Annotated in this window: 17 protein-coding genes; 11 read left to right on the top strand and 6 right to left on the bottom strand. The window is 60.3% G+C overall.

The genetic code is table 11. The features are described from left to right. Nucleotide 1: 1 nt before the first annotated feature. Nucleotides 2-586, bottom strand: a complete 585-nt coding sequence (locus G405_RS0107240; protein ID WP_022700850.1) for a Maf family protein — start codon at nucleotides 584-586, stop codon at nucleotides 2-4. Nucleotides 587-595: 9 nt separating this feature from the next. Further along, a complete protein-coding gene (locus tag G405_RS0107235) occupies nucleotides 596-1429 on the bottom strand; it encodes a pyruvate, water dikinase regulatory protein (RefSeq protein WP_022700849.1) in 834 nt (277 codons plus the stop codon). 492 nt (nucleotides 1430-1921) lie between these two features. On the opposite strand from G405_RS0107235, the gene hemE reads away from it, so the two are divergent. From hemE to G405_RS0107210, 5 genes are all read left to right on the top strand, one after another. After that, nucleotides 1922-2959: a uroporphyrinogen decarboxylase gene (hemE, locus tag G405_RS0107230; RefSeq protein ID WP_022700848.1), complete on the top strand. Its 1038-nt coding sequence runs from the start codon at nucleotides 1922-1924 to the stop codon at nucleotides 2957-2959. Nucleotides 2960-2998: 39 nt separating this feature from the next. Continuing rightward, nucleotides 2999-4057, top strand: coding sequence for a ferrochelatase (gene hemH, locus G405_RS0107225; RefSeq protein WP_022700847.1), 1059 nt, complete (start codon nucleotides 2999-3001; stop codon nucleotides 4055-4057). Further along, nucleotides 4057-4509 carry a protoporphyrinogen oxidase HemJ gene (gene hemJ / locus G405_RS0107220; RefSeq protein ID WP_022700846.1) on the top strand — a complete coding sequence of 151 codons (453 nt, stop codon included), beginning with the start codon at nucleotides 4057-4059 and terminating at the stop codon, nucleotides 4507-4509. The genes hemH and hemJ overlap by 1 nt, the downstream gene beginning before the upstream one ends. A gap of 296 nt (nucleotides 4510-4805) precedes the next feature. After that, nucleotides 4806-6062, top strand: a complete 1257-nt coding sequence (gene rho, locus G405_RS0107215; protein WP_028284616.1) for a transcription termination factor Rho — start codon at nucleotides 4806-4808, stop codon at nucleotides 6060-6062. Between the two features lie 122 nt (nucleotides 6063-6184). Then, on the top strand, nucleotides 6185-6826 hold the full coding sequence (locus G405_RS0107210; protein WP_022700844.1) for a glutathione S-transferase family protein: 642 nt from the start codon (nucleotides 6185-6187) through the stop codon (nucleotides 6824-6826). A gap of 58 nt (nucleotides 6827-6884) precedes the next feature. Here the strand turns inward: G405_RS0107210 and G405_RS16460 are convergent, their stop codons facing one another. Beyond that, nucleotides 6885-7844, bottom strand: coding sequence for a glycerophosphodiester phosphodiesterase family protein (locus G405_RS16460; RefSeq protein ID WP_022700843.1), 960 nt, complete (start codon nucleotides 7842-7844; stop codon nucleotides 6885-6887). A gap of 10 nt (nucleotides 7845-7854) precedes the next feature. Further along, nucleotides 7855-8535, bottom strand: coding sequence for a dienelactone hydrolase family protein (locus tag G405_RS0107200; RefSeq protein ID WP_028284615.1), 681 nt, complete (start codon nucleotides 8533-8535; stop codon nucleotides 7855-7857). Nucleotides 8536-8659: 124 nt separating this feature from the next. On the opposite strand from G405_RS0107200, the gene G405_RS0107195 reads away from it, so the two are divergent. The 6 genes from G405_RS0107195 (at nucleotide 8660) to G405_RS0107170 (ending at nucleotide 14646) form a co-directional block, all read left to right on the top strand. After that, on the top strand, nucleotides 8660-8911 hold the full coding sequence (locus G405_RS0107195) for a DUF6489 family protein (RefSeq protein WP_022700841.1): 252 nt from the start codon (nucleotides 8660-8662) through the stop codon (nucleotides 8909-8911). Between the two features lie 8 nt (nucleotides 8912-8919). Continuing rightward, nucleotides 8920-10251, top strand: a complete 1332-nt coding sequence (gene mnmE, locus G405_RS0107190) for a tRNA uridine-5-carboxymethylaminomethyl(34) synthesis GTPase MnmE (protein WP_022700840.1) — start codon at nucleotides 8920-8922, stop codon at nucleotides 10249-10251. A gap of 109 nt (nucleotides 10252-10360) precedes the next feature. After that, nucleotides 10361-12253, top strand: coding sequence for a tRNA uridine-5-carboxymethylaminomethyl(34) synthesis enzyme MnmG (gene mnmG / locus G405_RS0107185; protein ID WP_022700839.1), 1893 nt, complete (start codon nucleotides 10361-10363; stop codon nucleotides 12251-12253). Next, nucleotides 12250-12888: a 16S rRNA (guanine(527)-N(7))-methyltransferase RsmG gene (locus tag G405_RS0107180; protein WP_022700838.1), complete on the top strand. Its 639-nt coding sequence runs from the start codon at nucleotides 12250-12252 to the stop codon at nucleotides 12886-12888. Before mnmG ends, G405_RS0107180 begins: the two co-directional genes overlap by 4 nt. Before the next feature lie 10 nt (nucleotides 12889-12898). Continuing rightward, on the top strand, nucleotides 12899-13717 hold the full coding sequence (locus G405_RS0107175) for a ParA family protein (protein ID WP_040705353.1): 819 nt from the start codon (nucleotides 12899-12901) through the stop codon (nucleotides 13715-13717). Then, complete coding sequence (locus G405_RS0107170; protein ID WP_022700836.1) at nucleotides 13714-14646, top strand: ParB/RepB/Spo0J family partition protein; 933 nt, start codon at nucleotides 13714-13716, stop codon at nucleotides 14644-14646. The genes G405_RS0107175 and G405_RS0107170 overlap by 4 nt, the downstream gene beginning before the upstream one ends. Before the next feature lie 108 nt (nucleotides 14647-14754). Here G405_RS0107170 and holA read toward each other — a convergent pair whose 3' ends face one another. Then, a complete protein-coding gene (gene holA / locus G405_RS0107165; protein ID WP_022700835.1) occupies nucleotides 14755-15801 on the bottom strand; it encodes a DNA polymerase III subunit delta in 1047 nt (348 codons plus the stop codon). After that, nucleotides 15798-16301 carry an LPS assembly lipoprotein LptE gene (lptE, locus tag G405_RS16455; protein WP_022700834.1) on the bottom strand — a complete coding sequence of 168 codons (504 nt, stop codon included), beginning with the start codon at nucleotides 16299-16301 and terminating at the stop codon, nucleotides 15798-15800. Before lptE ends, holA begins: the two co-directional genes overlap by 4 nt. Between the last annotated feature and the right edge of the window lies 1 nt (nucleotide 16302).

The raw sequence follows: 16302 nt of genomic DNA, 5'->3' as shown, positions 1-16302 counted from the left end.
GTCAGCGCGCCGCAACGCCTTCACGGCGCAACGCGTCCAGAACCGGGAGGAGCGACAAGCCCAGAATGGCGAAATAGTCGCCTTCAGTGCGCTCAAACAATTGCGCGCCCAGCCCTTCATAGGCGTAGCACCCCACGCCCTTGGTCAGAATCTCCCCAGCATTCTCAAGGTAGTATGCCAGGAACTCATCGGAAAAATCGCGCATCACCAGAATTGATCGAGCCTGATGTCGCCAGACGATCTCACCATCTCGCGCCAGGGCGATTCCGCCCTGAAGATAATGTGCGCCGCCGCGCAGCTGACGCAGCCTCGCTTCAGCCTCTTCAACCGAACGCGCCTTGTCATAGGCGACGCCGTCAAACTCCAGCACCTGATCAGAGCCCAGCACCAGCGCGCCCGGCCGTCGTCTGGAGACTTCCAACGCCTTGAGCTCAGCGAGTTTTAACGCCAGCGCCGCAGGATCGCCTTCAAAACTGTCTTTGACCGCGCCCTCATCAATATCAGCGGGATCAATTTCGAAGTTGAGCTGGGCGTTTTCCAGAATGGCGCGGCGTGACGCCGACCCTGATGCGAGAATGAAGCTCATGTAAGCGCCTCAGAATTTGGATTTATGATCATTGAGAAGGTTGAGAACCTTCGCCGCGGTCTCTTCAATCGAGCGACGGGTGACGTCAATCGACGGCCAGTTATAGCGTGCAAACAGACGCTTGGCGTGAATGACCTCCTCTTTCACCGTCTCCTCGTCCACATAATCGGTGGAGCGGTCTTCTTTCAGGTTCAACAGCCGGTTGCGGCGTATCTGAATAATGCGCTCGGGCGAGGCGGTGAGGCCCACGATCAGCGGTTTCTTCAGCCGGTACAGGATTTCCGGCAAAGGCGCGCCCGGCACCAGAGGAATATTGGCGGTGCGCACGCCGCGATGGCCCAGATAGATGCTGGTCGGGGTTTTCGAGGTGCGCGACACGCCGAGCAAGATCACATCGGCGCTGGCGAGATCATCCCCCTGACCATCATCATGAGCCATGGAATAGTTCATCGCCTCTATCCGGCGATAATAGTCGGCGTCCAGCACGCGTTGCGCGCCCGCCTTGCCCTGAACCGGCGCACCCAGATAGCTCGACATGGTGGCCTGAATGGGATCAAGAACCGCCAGCGCAGGCATGCCCATGGACGCGCAGGCGTCTTCCAGATCCCGGCGCAAATCCGCGTTCACCAGGGTGAACATGACGATGCCGGGAAACGCCTGAATATGCTCGAGCGCCCGCTCGAGTTGGCGCGGAGAACGCACCAGAGCAAACAAATGCTCGATGGGCCTCACATTCTGGAACTGCGCCACCGAAGCGCGCATCACCTCCATCAGGGTTTCCCCTGTGGAATCGGAAATCATATGGACGTGGAAATAGATTCCGATATCGCCGGATCGGGGCATGCGCGGCTCCTCAGCAGACCTCATCCCCCATCGGTAGCTTGTTGCGCGCAAGCTGTGAATAACCCTGTCTGCTTGTCCACGGCATGAAAGTGAATGGGGACAAGACCGAGCGAGGATCTCGTCGGCGCCCATTTGGCGCCCACTCATTCACACATGGGCATAAACAGATCGAAACTTGCCTGCGGTCTGTCGATAATTACCTGAGTCCGGGACCCGGTTTTTTCCCCCTCCGCCACCACACACTCGCACAGGTCAATGTTAACGAAGGTAAAAAATGAGTTAACGTCTCATTATGATACAAAAGTCAGACCGTGGATGACCCATGCTCACACCCTGTGGAAAGCTGGCGCCAGCGTTGATGCGTCGCACTTATCCACGTTATGGGCGCCTCTACTATCACCCCCTCTTTTGATTCAAATTAAAAGAAAGGTATGACCGGGTCTGACCTGACCGGGGATAACCTTCAAACCCCGGCGCTGAAGAGAGCTATCAATGACTGACAAGAACCAGCCCTTCCTGCGCGCCCTGGCCGGCGAAACCGTCTCTCCCCCGCCAATCTGGCTGATGCGTCAGGCGGGACGGTATCTGCCTGAATATCGTGAAGTTCGGGCAGGACAGCCTGATTTCATCAATTTCTGCCTGAACCCTGACGCCGCCGCTGAAGTCACCTTGCAGCCTATTCGCCGTTACGGCTTTGATGCGTCAATCGTCTTTGCCGATATTCTGCTGATCCCTTACGGACTGGGCCAAAAAGTCTGGTTTGAAAAAGGCGAAGGGCCGAAACTGGAGCCGCTGGCGCTTGAAGATATAGGTTCGCTGTCTGTCGAAAGAGCGAAAGAGGTTCTTAAGCCCGTCAGCGAGACCATCCGCAAAGTCCGCGCCGGTCTGCCTGACACCTGCTCCCTGATCGGCTTCGCCGGATCGCCCTGGACGGTCGCCACCTATATGATCGAGGGCGGCGGATCAAAGGACCGGTTCAAGGCCCGAACGCTCGCCTGGAGCCAGGCCGCCGAGTTTGACGCTTTGATGGACCTGCTGGCCGAAGCGAGCGCGCAGTACCTCAAGGCGCAGGCCGATGCAGGCGCAAATGCGCTCAAGCTCTTTGATTCCTGGGCGGAGGGCTTGCCTGATCCCCTGTTTGACCGGGTGATCATCAGGCCGACCAAGCTGATCATCGATCGTTTGCGTGAAATGGGCGTGGACTTGCCCGTCATCGGCTTTCCACGTGGCGCCGGTCCGCAAGCCATTCGCTATGCGCGTGAAACCGGGGTGCAATGCCTGGCCCTTGATCATGGCGTGGATACGGGCTGGGCGCGTGAGGCTTTCCCGAAGAACCTTGTCTTGCAAGGCCAGCTGGACCCGGCGGTGCTGCGCGCAGGCGGCGCCATGCTGGATTCAGAGATTGATCGTCTCCTTTCCGCATGGTCGGGTCGGCCCTATGTGTTCAATCTCGGACACGGCATTCATCTCGACACGCCGCCTGAAAACGTCACCCGGCTGATTGAGCGGGTGCGGAGTTTCAAGGCTTAAGCCATTCCGGCGGCGTTGATTTCAGACAGGAGTAAGGTCATGGCGCGGCGTATTGCAGTGGTGCTGTTCAATCTGGGCGGCCCGGACAAGCCCGAGAATGTGCGGCCGTTCCTGCGCAATTTGTTCAGGGATCCCGCAATCATCGGCGCGCCTGGCCTGATCCGAGAAGCCTTGGCCTGGTTCATCTCCACGACCCGGACCAAGGAAGCGACGGAAAACTACGCCAAGATGGGCGGCGGATCGCCCATCGTGCCGGAAAGCCAGAAACAGGCGACCGCTCTCACCGCCGCTCTGCAAGAGCGATTGGGGGAAGACGACGAGGTGCGCTGTTTCCTCTCCATGCGCTATTGGCATCCCTTCGTTGCGGAATCGGTTGAGGCGGTGAAAGCCTATGATCCTGATGAAATTGTGCTTCTGCCGCTCTATCCGCAGTTTTCCACGACCACGACCGGCTCATCGCTGAAAGCGTGGAAGGATGCGGGCGGACCTGAAGCGCGGGCGATCTGTTGTTATCCCGAAGAGGCCGATTTCATCACCGCTCACGCCAGGCTGATCGAACAGGCCTGGGACGAAGCCGGTAAGCCAGACAATACGCGGGTGCTGTATTCGGCGCATGGTCTGCCGGAGACCATCATCAAGAAGGGCGACAGCTATCAATGGCAGGTCGAGCAGACCGTGGCCCAGGTGAATGCGCGCCTGCCTGAACACCTGCAAAACCACGAGATCTGTTTTCAGTCCCGCGTCGGTCCGCTCAAATGGATCGGACCGTCCACGGAAGAAGCCATCGAACGCGCCTGTCAGGATGACAAGCACATTCTTCTGACCCCGATCGCTTTTGTGTCCGAGCACATTGAGACCCTGGTCGAGCTTGATGAGGAATATGCCGAGCTTGCCGAAGAGCATGGCGCACGCGGCTATGACCGGGTGCCGGCGCTGGGCGATCAGCCTGATTTCATTGCAGCGCTCGCCAAGATTACGCTAGAAGCACTTGAAGGCGGCAACGGCCTCAAGCCGCCTCAGGGCAAACCGATCTGTCCGGGCAAGTTCGGACGCTGCCCGTGTCTTGAAGCGGGTCTGAAACAGGGTGTTGCGGCGTAATGGATTTCATTCTTCCAGGCTCCACCGGCTATCTGGTGATCAAGGCGCTGCATATCATCGCGGTGATCTTCTGGATGGCGGGCATGCTCTATCTGCCGCGTCTGTTCGTTTATCATCATCAGGCCCAGACGGCGGGGGAGCTGGAAGGGGCGTTGCTGATCCAGGAACGCAATCTTCTCAAGATCATCCTCAACCCGGCCCTTATTGCGGTCTGGGTTCTTGCGATTGTGATGATCGCCGCAAATCCGAGTTTGTTCAGCCAGGGCTGGTTTCATTTCAAACTGTTGCTGGTGCTGTTGATGTCCGGCATTCACGGATTTTATGCGGCGAGCGCCAAGAAATTCGCCAAGGGCGAACGACCTCGCTCTGAAAAGTTCTGGCGGATCATGAATGAAGGCCCGGCGATCCTCGTGATCATCATTGTGCTGCTGGCTGTCGTGAAGCCTTTCTGAGCCTCAAAAATCATTGACGCAGACCCGGGTTCGTGGCAGGGAAAGGTGACTCCTTTACAGGATCCCTCCTTTTGGCTTCGGGCCGCGCCAGCATTCATGTCTGGACAGCGCCTGAGCCGACTACCCATTTCCATAGTCGATCTGCGCCGCAACCGGCGCTGTTCGTCGTCTGGTGTTTCGCAAGACCCTTGCAGTGTCCGGTCTTGTGAGCCGAGCTGTCTGAGAAACCCATGACCGATACGCCTGAAACCGAGCCGCAGGACGGCAGCGACGCCGTGTCCCATTCGACCCGCCGCATGTCGCTTCAGGAATTGAAGGAAAAGTCGCCCGCCGAACTGGTGGAGCTGGCTGAAAGCCTTGATATCGAAAACGCCTCCGCCCTGCGCAAGCAAGGCATGATGTTCGCCATTCTCAAGGCTCTGGCTGATGAAGGCGCAGAGATTTCCGGCGGCGGCACGCTGGAAGTGCTGCAAGACGGGTTTGGCTTCCTTCGTGCGCCGGAATCCAACTATCTGCCAGGTCCTGACGACATTTATGTCTCTCCCAGCCAGATCCGCCGTTTTGGTCTGCGCACTGGCGATACGGTGGAAGGCGAGATCCGGGCGCCGCGCGATAATGAGCGGTATTTCGCCTTGCTGAAGGTCTCCTCGATCAATTTCGAGGAGCCCGAGAAATCCCGTCACAAGGTTCACTTTGACAATCTGACCCCGCTCTATCCCGACGAGCGGTTCAACATGGAAATCCAGGACCCGACCAAGAAAGACCGGTCGGGCCGGGTGATCGACATCGTCTCTCCGCTGGGCAAGGGCCAGCGCGCCCTGATCGTGGCGCCGCCGCGGACCGGTAAGACGATGCTGATGCAGAACGTCGCTCACGCCATCGAGACCAACCATCCCGAGTGCTATCTGATGGTGCTGCTCATCGACGAGCGCCCTGAAGAAGTGACGGACATGCAGCGCACGGTGAAGGGTGAGGTCGTGGCCTCCACCTTTGACGAGCCGGCGACGCGTCACGTCCAGGTGGCCGAGATGGTGATCGAGAAGGCCAAGCGCCTGGTCGAGCACAAGCGTGACGTGGTCATCTTGCTTGATTCCATCACGCGCCTTGGCCGCGCCTACAACACCGTGGTGCCGAGCTCTGGCAAGGTGCTGACGGGCGGCGTGGACGCCAACGCCCTGCAACGTCCCAAGCGTTTCTTCGGCGCGGCGCGGAACATTGAGGAAGGCGGCAGCCTGACCATCATCTCAACCGCGCTGATCGACACCGGCTCGCGCATGGACGAGGTGATCTTTGAAGAGTTCAAAGGCACCGGCAACTCCGAGATCATCCTGGACCGGAAAGTCGCCGACAAGCGCGTCTTCCCGGCCATCGACATTCTCAAATCCGGCACCCGTAAAGAAGAACTTCTGGTGCCCAAGCAGGATCTGCAGAAAACCTATGTGTTGCGCCGGATCCTCAATCCGATGGGCACGCAGGACGCGATCGAGTTCCTGCTCTCCAAGCTCAAGGAAACGAAGAGCAACGAAGAGTTCTATGACTCTATGAACACCTGATAGTTCAAGGTGTTGTGTGTTCCAGCGGCCGCCCTTCAGGGCGGCCGTTTGCGTTTGGGGCTAGCGTTTGGATGATGGGATATGGATAATGCTTAAAAGCTAAAGTATCGGGGAGAAAACCCATGTCTGAACCGAATATCACCCTTTATCACGCGCCCATGTCCCGCTCCGTCCGCGTCCGCTGGTGTCTTGAGGAAATGGGCTTGCCGCATACGCTGGTCAATCTTGGTCCCATCACCGCAAACCAGCGCGGAAATATGGGCGGAGCAGACTTCAAGGCGATCAATCCCATGCAGAAAATTCCTGCAATGACGGACGGTGATCGTGTGATGCTGGAATCGGTCGCCATGGTGGAATATCTCGTCACCAAATACGGGCCCACCGAGCTCGCTGTGACGCCGGACGAGCCTGACTATGACCGTTATCTGGAATGGATGCATTTCAGCGAGGGCACCATGTCCATGGCGGTCAATCTCACCTTGGCGCATACGACGCTGTTGCCTGAGGAACAGCGTAATCCAGGACTCGCCAAGTGGGCGCGCATGGAACTCGACAAGCAGTTCAAGCTGATTGCTGAGCGCGGTCTGGGTGATGGTCGGGAGTATCTGGCGGCCAATCGGTTTACGGCCGCTGACATCGCCTTGGGCTATCTGTTTTATCTTCTGAAGATCGTGAAACAGTTTGATGGCGCGCCTGAAGCGGTGAACGCGTATTTTGATCGCTTGCGGACCCGTCCAGCCTGGCAGCGCGCCAGCGCGGATTGAGCATGAAAAAGCCGGCGAGAGATCTCGCCGGCTTTTTTCTTGTCCAACAGGTTTGAGCCTAGCCCTGAGCCGCTGGACACGCCTCAAGCAGAGCCCGTGACGCTTCATCGGCGTTCAGCGCTGCAGCGGCGGCTGGAACATCGTCCACCGAGATCACTTCCGCGCCGTTTCGGCTGAGCAGCTGATAGTCCACCGTGCCATTCCGCTCGCCGCCAAAATCACCGAAGCTTGTCTCGATCCCGAGATGGGCGAGCTCAGCATCCCATTCAGGATTCCCTGTGCCGACACCCAGCCAGATCGTCGCGAGGTCGAAGTTTACGTCACCCTGTTCGAGGCGTTCGAGATCTTCGGCGTCGCGCGCGCCCACTGACAGGACGACATCCGGCAGGAGGTTGGCGAGCAAGATAGCATCCTCGATCGAATAGGTGATGACGATAGAGCGATCAACGGCGCTCGCCGCGACCAGGGTTTCGCTGATCTCTTCAAAACTGGTGTCCTTGAGGTCGACCTGGGCGAAGCCGCGACCGTCCAGAAAACTCAGTGCATCGGCGAAAGTGGGCACGTTTTCATCCAGCACCTGACCGTCCACATCGACGAGCTGCAGCTCTGAAATCTCGGCATAGGTCATCTCGGTGACGACGCCGGTTCCGTTGGTGGTGCGGTCCACGGTGTCGTCATGCATCAGGATCAATACGCCGTCCGCAGTTTTGGCCACGTCCATTTCCATGAACAGAGCGCCGTCATCAAGCGAGGCCTGCATGGCGCCGATTGAGTTTTCCGCCGCGCCCGGACGATCGCCCGTGCGGTGCGCCTGGAGCAAGGTGACGCCTTGCTCGCGCGCGCAGTCGAGATAGGCGGGCAGATCGACGCCGGTCAGCCACAGATCCGCTGCGGCGGTTTCGGCATGCGCCGCGTTGAGCTCGGACGGCGTCGCTGGTTCGGCGGCTTGCTCGGGCGCCGGCGCTTGCGCGGAACAAGCGGCGAGGGCGAAGAGGCTGACGCCAAAGAGGAAGCGCATGGAAAATTTCCTATTTCAGTTGATCATTCAAGAAGTTGATTGATCTTGCATTAGCGAGAGCCGCATCTTCGGCATGATAGTGAGCGCCACCGGGCCGGGCGAAGGCGTGATCACGCTCTGCATAATGATGAATCGTGACAAGTCCATGCCGGGACAGCTCTTCTTGGATCTGGGCCTGGGCTTCGGGCGGCACAAACTCATCCTGGCCAGCCATGTGCAGCATGAGCGGATGAGAAATCGACGGCGCCTCTGAGAGCAGGTTCTGGATGTTGACCCCGTAATAGCCCACGCACGCGTCCGCATCTGTACGGCATGCAGTGAGATAGGCGAGCTGACCGCCCAGGCAGTACCCGACCGCGCCGACCTTGGGGGCGCCGTTCTGTCTCAGCTGGGCGATGGTGGCGGCGACGTCGCGGATTCCGGCGTCCACATCGAACTTGCCGAAGAGATCAAACGCCTGGTTCAGCTCTTCCTCGGTTTTGTCCGTAATCTGAATACCAGGCTCGATCCGCCAGAACAGGTCAGGGCAGATCGCCGTGAAGCCCTGAGCGGCGTAATCGTCGCACAGCTCTCGCATGACGGCGTTCACGCCGAAGATTTCCTGCAAAACGATCAGGGCGGGGCCTTCACCGGTCTGATATGCGGAAAAGTCGCCGTCGGGGCCATGAATGATGATGTTTGATCCTGCCATGAGACGAGTCTCCTTGCGTGTTGAGCGGGTGCGGCAGCCTGGCTTTGTCATGTGCCGCATGGAGGCGTACAGTGAGGCGATGAATTCTTCGCCCGCTGCGCGGCGAGACTGAGGCGAGGCCCCCATGAAGGTCAACATCAATATCGAATGCACTCCGGAAGAGGCGCGGACCTTTATGGGCCTGCCTGATGTCACGGGGCTCAATGCTCAGCTTGTCGAAGAGATGAGCAAGCGCATGTCAGCCAATATGGACGCCATGGAGCCTGACGCCCTGATGCGCTCCTGGATGACCATGGGAGGCGAGTGGCAAAAACAGATGATGGGTCTGATGGGCCAGGCCGCCTCTGGCCGGAGCTCCGGATCTGACAAGAGCTGACCGCCTTCATGATTGAGACGATTTTTGCACTGGCGAGCGCGCCGGGTCGCGCGGGCGTGGCGGTGATCCGTGTGAGCGGGCCCCGGACAGGAGATGTGCTGGACGCTGTCGCGGGCTTGCCGCGACCCAAGCCGCGTCTGGCCGTCTTGCGGGCGTTCCGATCCGATAGCGGCGCGGTCATCGACCAGGGTTTGGCGCTTTGGTTTGAAGGCCCGGCCAGCTTCACCGGCGAAGATTGCGCCGAGTTTCATGTCCATGGCGGGTCAGCGGTCATTGAAGCGCTGGCGGACTGCCTGATGGCCTTGGGCGCACGACCCGCTGAAGCCGGAGAATTTACGCGCCGCGCCTTCCAGAACGGGAAGATGGATCTAACCGAGGCAGAAGGCCTTGCTGACCTGATTGACGCAGAAACCGAAGGTCAGCGAGAGCAGGCTTTGTCCCAGATGACCGGCTCTCTGCGTAGCCTGTACGAAGACTGGCGCGAACAATTGATCTCGGTCCTCGTCGCCATAGAGGGGGAGGTGGATTTCCCGGACGAAGAGGATGTGCCGGACACCTTGTCAGATACGGCGGGTCCTCCGCTTGAGGCGCTCAGCCAGGCTTTGACCCGGCATCTTGATGATGGGCGGCGGGGAGAGCGTGTGCGTGAAGGGTTCTCCATCGCGCTGATCGGCGAACCGAATGCGGGCAAGTCCACCTTGCTGAACGCCCTGGCGCGTCGAGATGCGGCCATCGTCACCGATATTCCAGGGACTACGCGCGATGTCGTTGAAGTGCGTCTGGTTCTGGGTGGGTTTCCGGTGATCATCGCAGATACGGCGGGTTTGAGAGACGCGGCCGATCAGGTGGAGGCGGAGGGCATCAGGCGTGCGCTCGAACGGGCGGAACGTGCGGATCTTCGGCTCGGCGTCGTCGATGTTTCACGTGAAACACGTCCCGACAAGTTGCTGGGAACGCTGCGTACGAATGATGCCCTGATCCTGAACAAGATGGATCAGGGACAGGCGCTTCATCTATCAGATGAGCTGGGTATGACCCGGTTCAAGTTGTGTGCGAAGTCCGGCGAGGGATTGTCAGCCCTGGAAGGCTGGTTGGAGCGTCAGGTCATAGAGCGATTGAGCCGCCGGGAGGCGCCAGCCTTGTCTCGCGCCCGCCATCGTCAGGCGGTGGAGCGAGCTCTTGACCATCTGAACGCGGCCCGGGGACAGCTGTCACGGGCGCCGGAGCTTGCGGCCAGCGATGTGCATCTGGCGATGCGGGCGCTGGAAAGCCTGACGGGACGCATCGACGTGGAAGACGTGCTCGACCGGGTGTTCAGCCAGTTCTGCATTGGCAAATAGGCGCCATTTTCAGGCCTTGAAAATCTGACATCATCTCGACTCCTTACCCCCGGCGCCCTATGTAAGCGGCCCGGCGCGACGCAGAGACCCCGCGCCTGAGAGTTGACCCATGAGACTTGATCAGATCCAAGCCCAGGCGCAGCCCTGGGACGTGATTGTTATCGGCGGCGGCCATGCGGGCTGTGAGGCGGCCAGCGCTTCGGCTCGTCTGGGCGCGCGCACGCTTTTGCTGACCCACAAGGCGTCGACCATAGGCGAGATGTCCTGCAACCCGGCTATTGGCGGGTTGGGCAAAGGGCATCTGGTGCGCGAAGTGGATGCGCTGGATGGCGTGATGGGCCGGGTGGCGGATGCGTCTGGCATCCAGTTCCGACTGCTCAATCGCTCCAAAGGTCCGGCGGTGCGCGGGCCCCGCACCCAGTCTGATCGCAAGCTCTATCGCGAAGCCATGCAAGCCGCGCTCGCTTCACAGTCTGATCTCTCCATCGTCGAGGCTGCGGCGGAAGACCTGATCATCGAGAACGGGCAGTGCCGCGGCGTCATTGACGGGGAGGGGCGCGCCTATCGCGCAGGCGCAGTGGTTCTGACCACGGGCACCTTTCTGAAAGGCGTCATTCATCGCGGGCATGAGCGCATCCCGGCGGGCCGACATGGCGAAGCGCCGGCGAATGGCCTGTCTGAAACGCTCTATGGTCTGGGCTTGCGACTTGGGCGGTTGAAGACGGGCACGCCCGCGCGCCTGGATGGCTCGACCATCAACTGGGCGGCGCTGGAGATGCAGGCGGCGGATGAGACCCCCGTGCCGTTCTCTTTCCTGACCGATGCGATCACGGTGCCGCAGATTGCGTGCGGCATCACGCGCACCACTGAAGAGACCCACAAGATCATTGCTGACAATCTGGACCAGTCCGCGGTCTATGGCGGGGCGATCTCGGGACGGGGACCACGGTATTGCCCCTCGATCGAGGACAAGGTCGTGCGGTTTGCAGACCGAAGCCAGCACCAGATCTTTCTGGAACCGGAAGGGCTCGATGACGACACGGTCTATCCCAATGGCATTTCCACCTCGCTTCCCGATGCGGTCCAGGACGCTTTTCTGCGCACCATTCCGGGGCTCGAACAGGTCAAGGTGCGCCGATACGGCTATGCCATTGAGTATGATTATGTAGACCCACGCGAGCTGAGCGCGACGCTGGAGATCAAGGCCATGCCGGGCCTGTTCCTGGCGGGTCAGATCAATGGCACCACGGGATATGAAGAAGCGGCGGCTCAAGGCTTGATGGCGGGTTTCAACGCTGCGCTGAAAGCTTCAGGGTCTGAGCCCTTTATTCTCGATCGGTCAGAGGCGTATATCGGCGTGATGATCGATGATCTGATCACCCGAGGCGTGACCGAACCCTATCGCATGTTCACGTCGCGGGCCGAATACCGCCTGACCTTGCGAGCCGATAACGCCGATCAGCGCTTGACCGACAAGGCGATTGCGCTGGGCGCTGTGAGTGTTTCACGTGAAACATCCTGGCGTCAGCGTCAGGCCGATCTGGCTCAGGCTCGGAAGATGGCGACGGATCTCACTTTGACGCCGGCGGAAGCCAAACGTCATGGCATCAAGGTCAATGAGGACGGCAAACGGCGCTCTGTGATGGAATTGCTGAGCTATCCCGATATTGGCTGGAGTGATATGGCGGCGATCTGGCCTGAATTGAGCGAGATCAAGCCGCGTGTGGCTGAGCAGATCGAGATCGATGCGGTCTATCATGGCTATCTCGAGCGTCAGCAATTGGACATTCTTGCGTTCCAACGCGATGAAGGCGTTCGGATCCCCACCGGCTTTGACTATTCGGACGTGGGCGGGCTCTCCAATGAAGTACGTGAAAAGCTGATTGCGGCGACCCCTGCCACGCTGGGGCAAGCGGCTCGTATTGAAGGCGTTACGCCTGGCGCCCTGACGGCGCTCCTGGCGCATCTGAAACGTCGGACGGCCGGGGCGCAGAGCGCATGAGCGAGATGAGCTACGGGCCTGAGCAGTTTCAGGCTGAAACCGGTGTTTCACGTGAAACACTGGAGCGGTTCGAAACCTGGCGGCGGCTTCTGGAAGAGACCAGCGCCCACACCAATCTGGTGGGGCGGGGGACGCTGGCCGAATTCTGGCATCGTCATGCGCTGGATAGCTGGCAGGTGCTGGAGTTGATGCCAGGCGCCGCCCGCTGGGCGGATCTGGGCGCCGGGGCGGGTTTTCCGGGTCTCGCCATCGCTTTCGGCTTGATGGAGCGTGGTGTTGAGGCGGGCCATGTGTTGATGGTGGATTCTGTCGCCAAGAAAATGGCGTTCGTGAACCAGGTCATCCGGGAAACCAAAGCCCCCGCGATTGCGCGTGCAGACCGGGTGGAATCGATCCATCCTGTCCCTGAAATGGATGTCGTCACCGCCCGCGCCATGGCGCCTTTGGGCAAATTGCTCGGCTATGTCCATCCATTTGTGGAAAAAGGGGCTGTAGCCCTGCTTCCGAAGGGCGCACGGTATAATGAGGAATTGACCGAGGCGCGGAAAAGCTGGACTTTTGAGGCAGAGGTCTTGCCGAGCCGTACATCGCCCGAGGCCGCTATTCTTAAAATCAGGGGACTTGCTCGTGTCTGAAAGCTCTCGCATCGCGCCGCCCAAGGTTATCGCCGTCGCGAACCAGAAGGGGGGCGTGGGCAAGACCACGACCGCCATTAATCTGGCCACGGCGCTCGCCGCCATCGGTCAACGGGTTGTCGTCCTCGATCTGGATCCGCAGGGTAACGCGTCCACGGGTCTGGGCGTCTCTCGTGCAGACCGGCGAGCAACCTCCTATGACGTGCTGGTTGATGAGCGTCCGTTGCAGGACGCTTTGATCGACACGGATGTGCCGGGCCTGGCGATCATTCCCTCTGATGAGAATTTGTCGGGCGCCGAGCTTGAACTGTCGGATGCGCCGCGTCGCTCCTATCGGTTGCGGCATGCGATTGACCGTTTTCGCCGGACGCTCTCAGGCATGGGCGAGCATTGCGATTACATCCTGATCGACTGCCCGCCCTCTCTCAATCTTCTGACGGTGAACGCCATGACGGCGGCCGATTCCGTGCTGGTGCCGCTGCAAACGGAGTTCTTTGCGCTGGAAGGTCTGACCCAGCTGATGCGGACGATTGATCTTGTTCGCGGAAACTTGAACAAAACCTTGGAAATACAAGGTGTTGTCCTGACAATGTATGACCGCCGCAACAACCTCTCATCTCAGGTCGCCGCCGATGTGCGTGAGCATTTCGGAGACAAGGTCTACAAGACGGTCATACCGCGTAATGTTCGGGTGTCCGAGGCGCCGAGCTTCGGCAAACCGGTTTTGCTGTACGATCTCGAATGCGCCGGGGCGCAGGCCTATCTCAAACTGGCCAGTGAAGTGGTCAAGCAGGAGCGGCGCGCAGCTGACGCGCTGACCCCGGCATGAGTGCAGACGAACGCAAGCCGAGCCGCGGTCTGGGCCGAGGTCTGTCCGCCCTGCTGGGCGAAGGGGAAGAGGCGGACGCCATCCGCGCGGACACCGCCAACGCCAAGCGGTCCAGCTCCAGCCGGGACGGGGTGCAGATCTTGCCCGTGGAACTGGTTCAGCCCAATCCTGACCAGCCGCGCAAGACCTTCACCGAAGCTGATCTGGCCGAGCTGAGTGACTCCATCGCGACGAAAGGCCTGCTCCAGCCCATCCTGGTGCGTCCGATGTCGGGTGAGACCGAGCGCTACCAGATTGTCGCCGGTGAACGCCGGTGGCGGGCGGCGCAGCGCGCGCAGCTGCATGAAGTCCCGTGTCTGGTTCGTGAGCTAACCGATCGCGAAACCTTGGAAATCGCGATCGTCGAGAACGTCCAGCGGGCGGATCTCAATGCGGTCGAAGAGGCGCGCGCCTTCCGTCAACTGGTGGAGACGTTTGGTCATACTCAGGAAGACGTGGCCAAGGCGGTCGGCAAGTCGCGCGCTCATGTGGCGAACACCCTGCGACTTCTGGCGATGCCCAAAGCGGTGCTTGCGCATCTGGAGGCTGGCAGTCTGACCGCCGGGCATGCGCGCGCTATCGCCACAGCGCCCAATCCTGAAGCCTTGGCCGAACAGATCATTCGTGACGGCTTGTCAGTGCGCGCTGCGGAAGCTCTGGCGCGGAACGCCTCAGGCCAGGCGCCGGAGCGCAAGTCGGCGTCCAGCGGGTCCCAGCCCAAAGATGCGGATACGCGGGCGCTCGAAGCGGATCTCTCCAGCCGGCTTGGCCTGGCGGTCGAGATCAAGGCGAAGGGCGAGCAAGGCGAGCTGCGTGTCCGCTTTTCCAGCCTCGAGCAACTTGATGATGTGTGCCGTCGACTCAGCCAGACCGGATCAGGCGCCTATTAACCTGAATTTCCATTTCGCTGAGAGCGCTTGATCCGTAGACAGATACGCCGATTGAAATTTCAGGCGCTCTCAGCAAAATTTTTCCATAAGTAACTGTAATAAAATCACTTATCGACGCGCATTTGCGGCGGCGCGTGACAGGCGCAAGATCAGATCCCCGACAATGGCCTCGGCCGGGGCGCCCGAACGTTTGACAGCGCGTTCAGCGTCAAAGGCATATTTACGCGCCTGGTCCAGACGCCGTCCGGTCCATAGTCGCGCTGACCGTTTGAACTGGTCTGCTGGCGGTCCAAAGCGCGGAGCGCCCGCCCGAGCCAAAGCGCCCGCATCGCCGCCACCGGTGTGGAAGGTGTCAAACTGGTCGATGCGGCGTTGCAAGCCCCGTAGCACGCCGACAGGGTTCAGACCGGCGGAGAGCCCGCGGGCATAGGCGGCGTCCGCTGCGCGCACATCACCCCCGAGCGCTGGATCCAGGATCTGGTCCATGGCGGCTTCTGAGCCCACGGCCGAGATGTCAGCGATATCCTGCCGGGTGATCTGCGCGGGTACTCCGTCGCGTTGCGCGGCGAGACCTTTATACAGGATGAGCTTTTCCACCTCGCTACGCGCCAGGGCGCGATCGCCTTCCAGAAAGGGCGCGAGCATGGCGCGTGCGTCCGGGTCCAGGGAGAGGCTCTCGGCGCGAAACATCTCTTCAGCGAGGCCGATCAGATCGCGTGCATTATCGGCATAGCAGGGCGCGGCGAGGCTGCGTTTGCCGTCTTCCGCGGCCTTGCGGAGTTTTGAGGTTTTTCTCAGATCGCCTGATTCAATCACCAAAGTGGCTTCTGACGGCGTTACGCCGTCATCGACTTCAGTCAGCAGACGGGCGACGGGCGCAGAATCGCCTGACAGGCGCAAGCGCACCAGACGCGGATCCCCGGTCATCGACAGAGCTGCAAGCGCGTCGGCCAGCGCAGCGGGATCGGCTTTCACGTCATCATCGGTCAGCCGAGTGACAGCGAACGGATCGTCGGGATCCTTGACCAGCGCTTTGGCCAGGGTATCGGCGCGTTCGCGCACCATGCCCAGATCCGGCCCATAAACCAGATAGATCGAATAAGAGCCGTCAGGCTTGGACAGAGCCCGGTCCGCATCGCGGGGTTTGAGCTTCACCGTCGCTCAATCGCCTCGCGCTGACGCAGCGCAACGGCGATCTCCTGCACCAGACGTTCCGCCATGGCCTCAGAAGCCTGCTCTTCCGCGTTCGAGGCGCCGGATACGAGCGAATAGGGATCTGAGCTTGCATCGAAGAGAGATTCTTCGCGCAGCCGGCCTTCCGTGATCACTGCGCCTGCAGCGTCGGTCAGCGTATACGTCGTCGTGATGACCAGAGCGTATTGGCGAGCGATGCCCGTGGCGCTCAGACCGAGTGAGCTTTGCGCCGTCTCATTGGTCAGAGTCAGGTGATAGGGACTGCGTCCATCACCCAGAAAATCACGCAGGGCGTCTTCAATCAGATAGTCCACGCGCTCCTGACCGCGGCTGACTTCGAGCCCGGGCAATTGGCTGAACCCTGCGCCGCCATAGAGCGGTTTGAAGCCGCAGGCGGACAGGCCGATCAGTGTGATCACCAGAACGCCGGTGCGAAGCAGGGAGGAGCGCAAGGACAGCATC

It is taken from the genome of Oceanicaulis alexandrii DSM 11625 (assembly GCF_000420265.1).
Taxonomy (GTDB): Bacteria; Pseudomonadota; Alphaproteobacteria; order Caulobacterales; family Maricaulaceae; genus Oceanicaulis; species Oceanicaulis alexandrii.
Note: the sequence above shows the minus strand (reverse complement) of the source record. Positions and strands in the feature narration are given on the sequence as shown.

Bases quoted from the DNA above. Each gene is read 5' to 3' on its own strand.
- hemJ (WP_022700846.1), top strand. From the start codon at position 4,057: ATGGATTTCATTCTTCCAGGCTCCACCGGCTATCTGGTGATCAAGGCG.
- G405_RS0107180 (WP_022700838.1), top strand. From the start codon at position 12,250: ATGAGCGAGATGAGCTACGGGCCTGAGCAGTTTCAGGCTGAAACCGGT.
- G405_RS0107200 (WP_028284615.1), bottom strand. From the start codon at position 8,535: ATGGCAGGATCAAACATCATCATTCATGGCCCCGACGGCGACTTTTCC.
- G405_RS16460 (WP_022700843.1), bottom strand. From the start codon at position 7,844: ATGCGCTTCCTCTTTGGCGTCAGCCTCTTCGCCCTCGCCGCTTGTTCC.
- rho (WP_028284616.1), top strand. From the start codon at position 4,806: ATGTCGCTTCAGGAATTGAAGGAAAAGTCGCCCGCCGAACTGGTGGAG.
- G405_RS0107235 (WP_022700849.1), bottom strand. From the start codon at position 1,429: ATGCCCCGATCCGGCGATATCGGAATCTATTTCCACGTCCATATGATT.
- hemE (WP_022700848.1), top strand. From the start codon at position 1,922: ATGACTGACAAGAACCAGCCCTTCCTGCGCGCCCTGGCCGGCGAAACC.
- G405_RS0107210 (WP_022700844.1), top strand. From the start codon at position 6,185: ATGTCTGAACCGAATATCACCCTTTATCACGCGCCCATGTCCCGCTCC.
- mnmG (WP_022700839.1), top strand. From the start codon at position 10,361: ATGAGACTTGATCAGATCCAAGCCCAGGCGCAGCCCTGGGACGTGATT.
- hemH (WP_022700847.1), top strand. From the start codon at position 2,999: ATGGCGCGGCGTATTGCAGTGGTGCTGTTCAATCTGGGCGGCCCGGAC.
- G405_RS0107195 (WP_022700841.1), top strand. From the start codon at position 8,660: ATGAAGGTCAACATCAATATCGAATGCACTCCGGAAGAGGCGCGGACC.
- lptE (WP_022700834.1), bottom strand. From the start codon at position 16,301: ATGCTGTCCTTGCGCTCCTCCCTGCTTCGCACCGGCGTTCTGGTGATC.
- G405_RS0107240 (WP_022700850.1), bottom strand. From the start codon at position 586: ATGAGCTTCATTCTCGCATCAGGGTCGGCGTCACGCCGCGCCATTCTG.
- mnmE (WP_022700840.1), top strand. From the start codon at position 8,920: ATGATTGAGACGATTTTTGCACTGGCGAGCGCGCCGGGTCGCGCGGGC.
- G405_RS0107170 (WP_022700836.1), top strand. From the start codon at position 13,714: ATGAGTGCAGACGAACGCAAGCCGAGCCGCGGTCTGGGCCGAGGTCTG.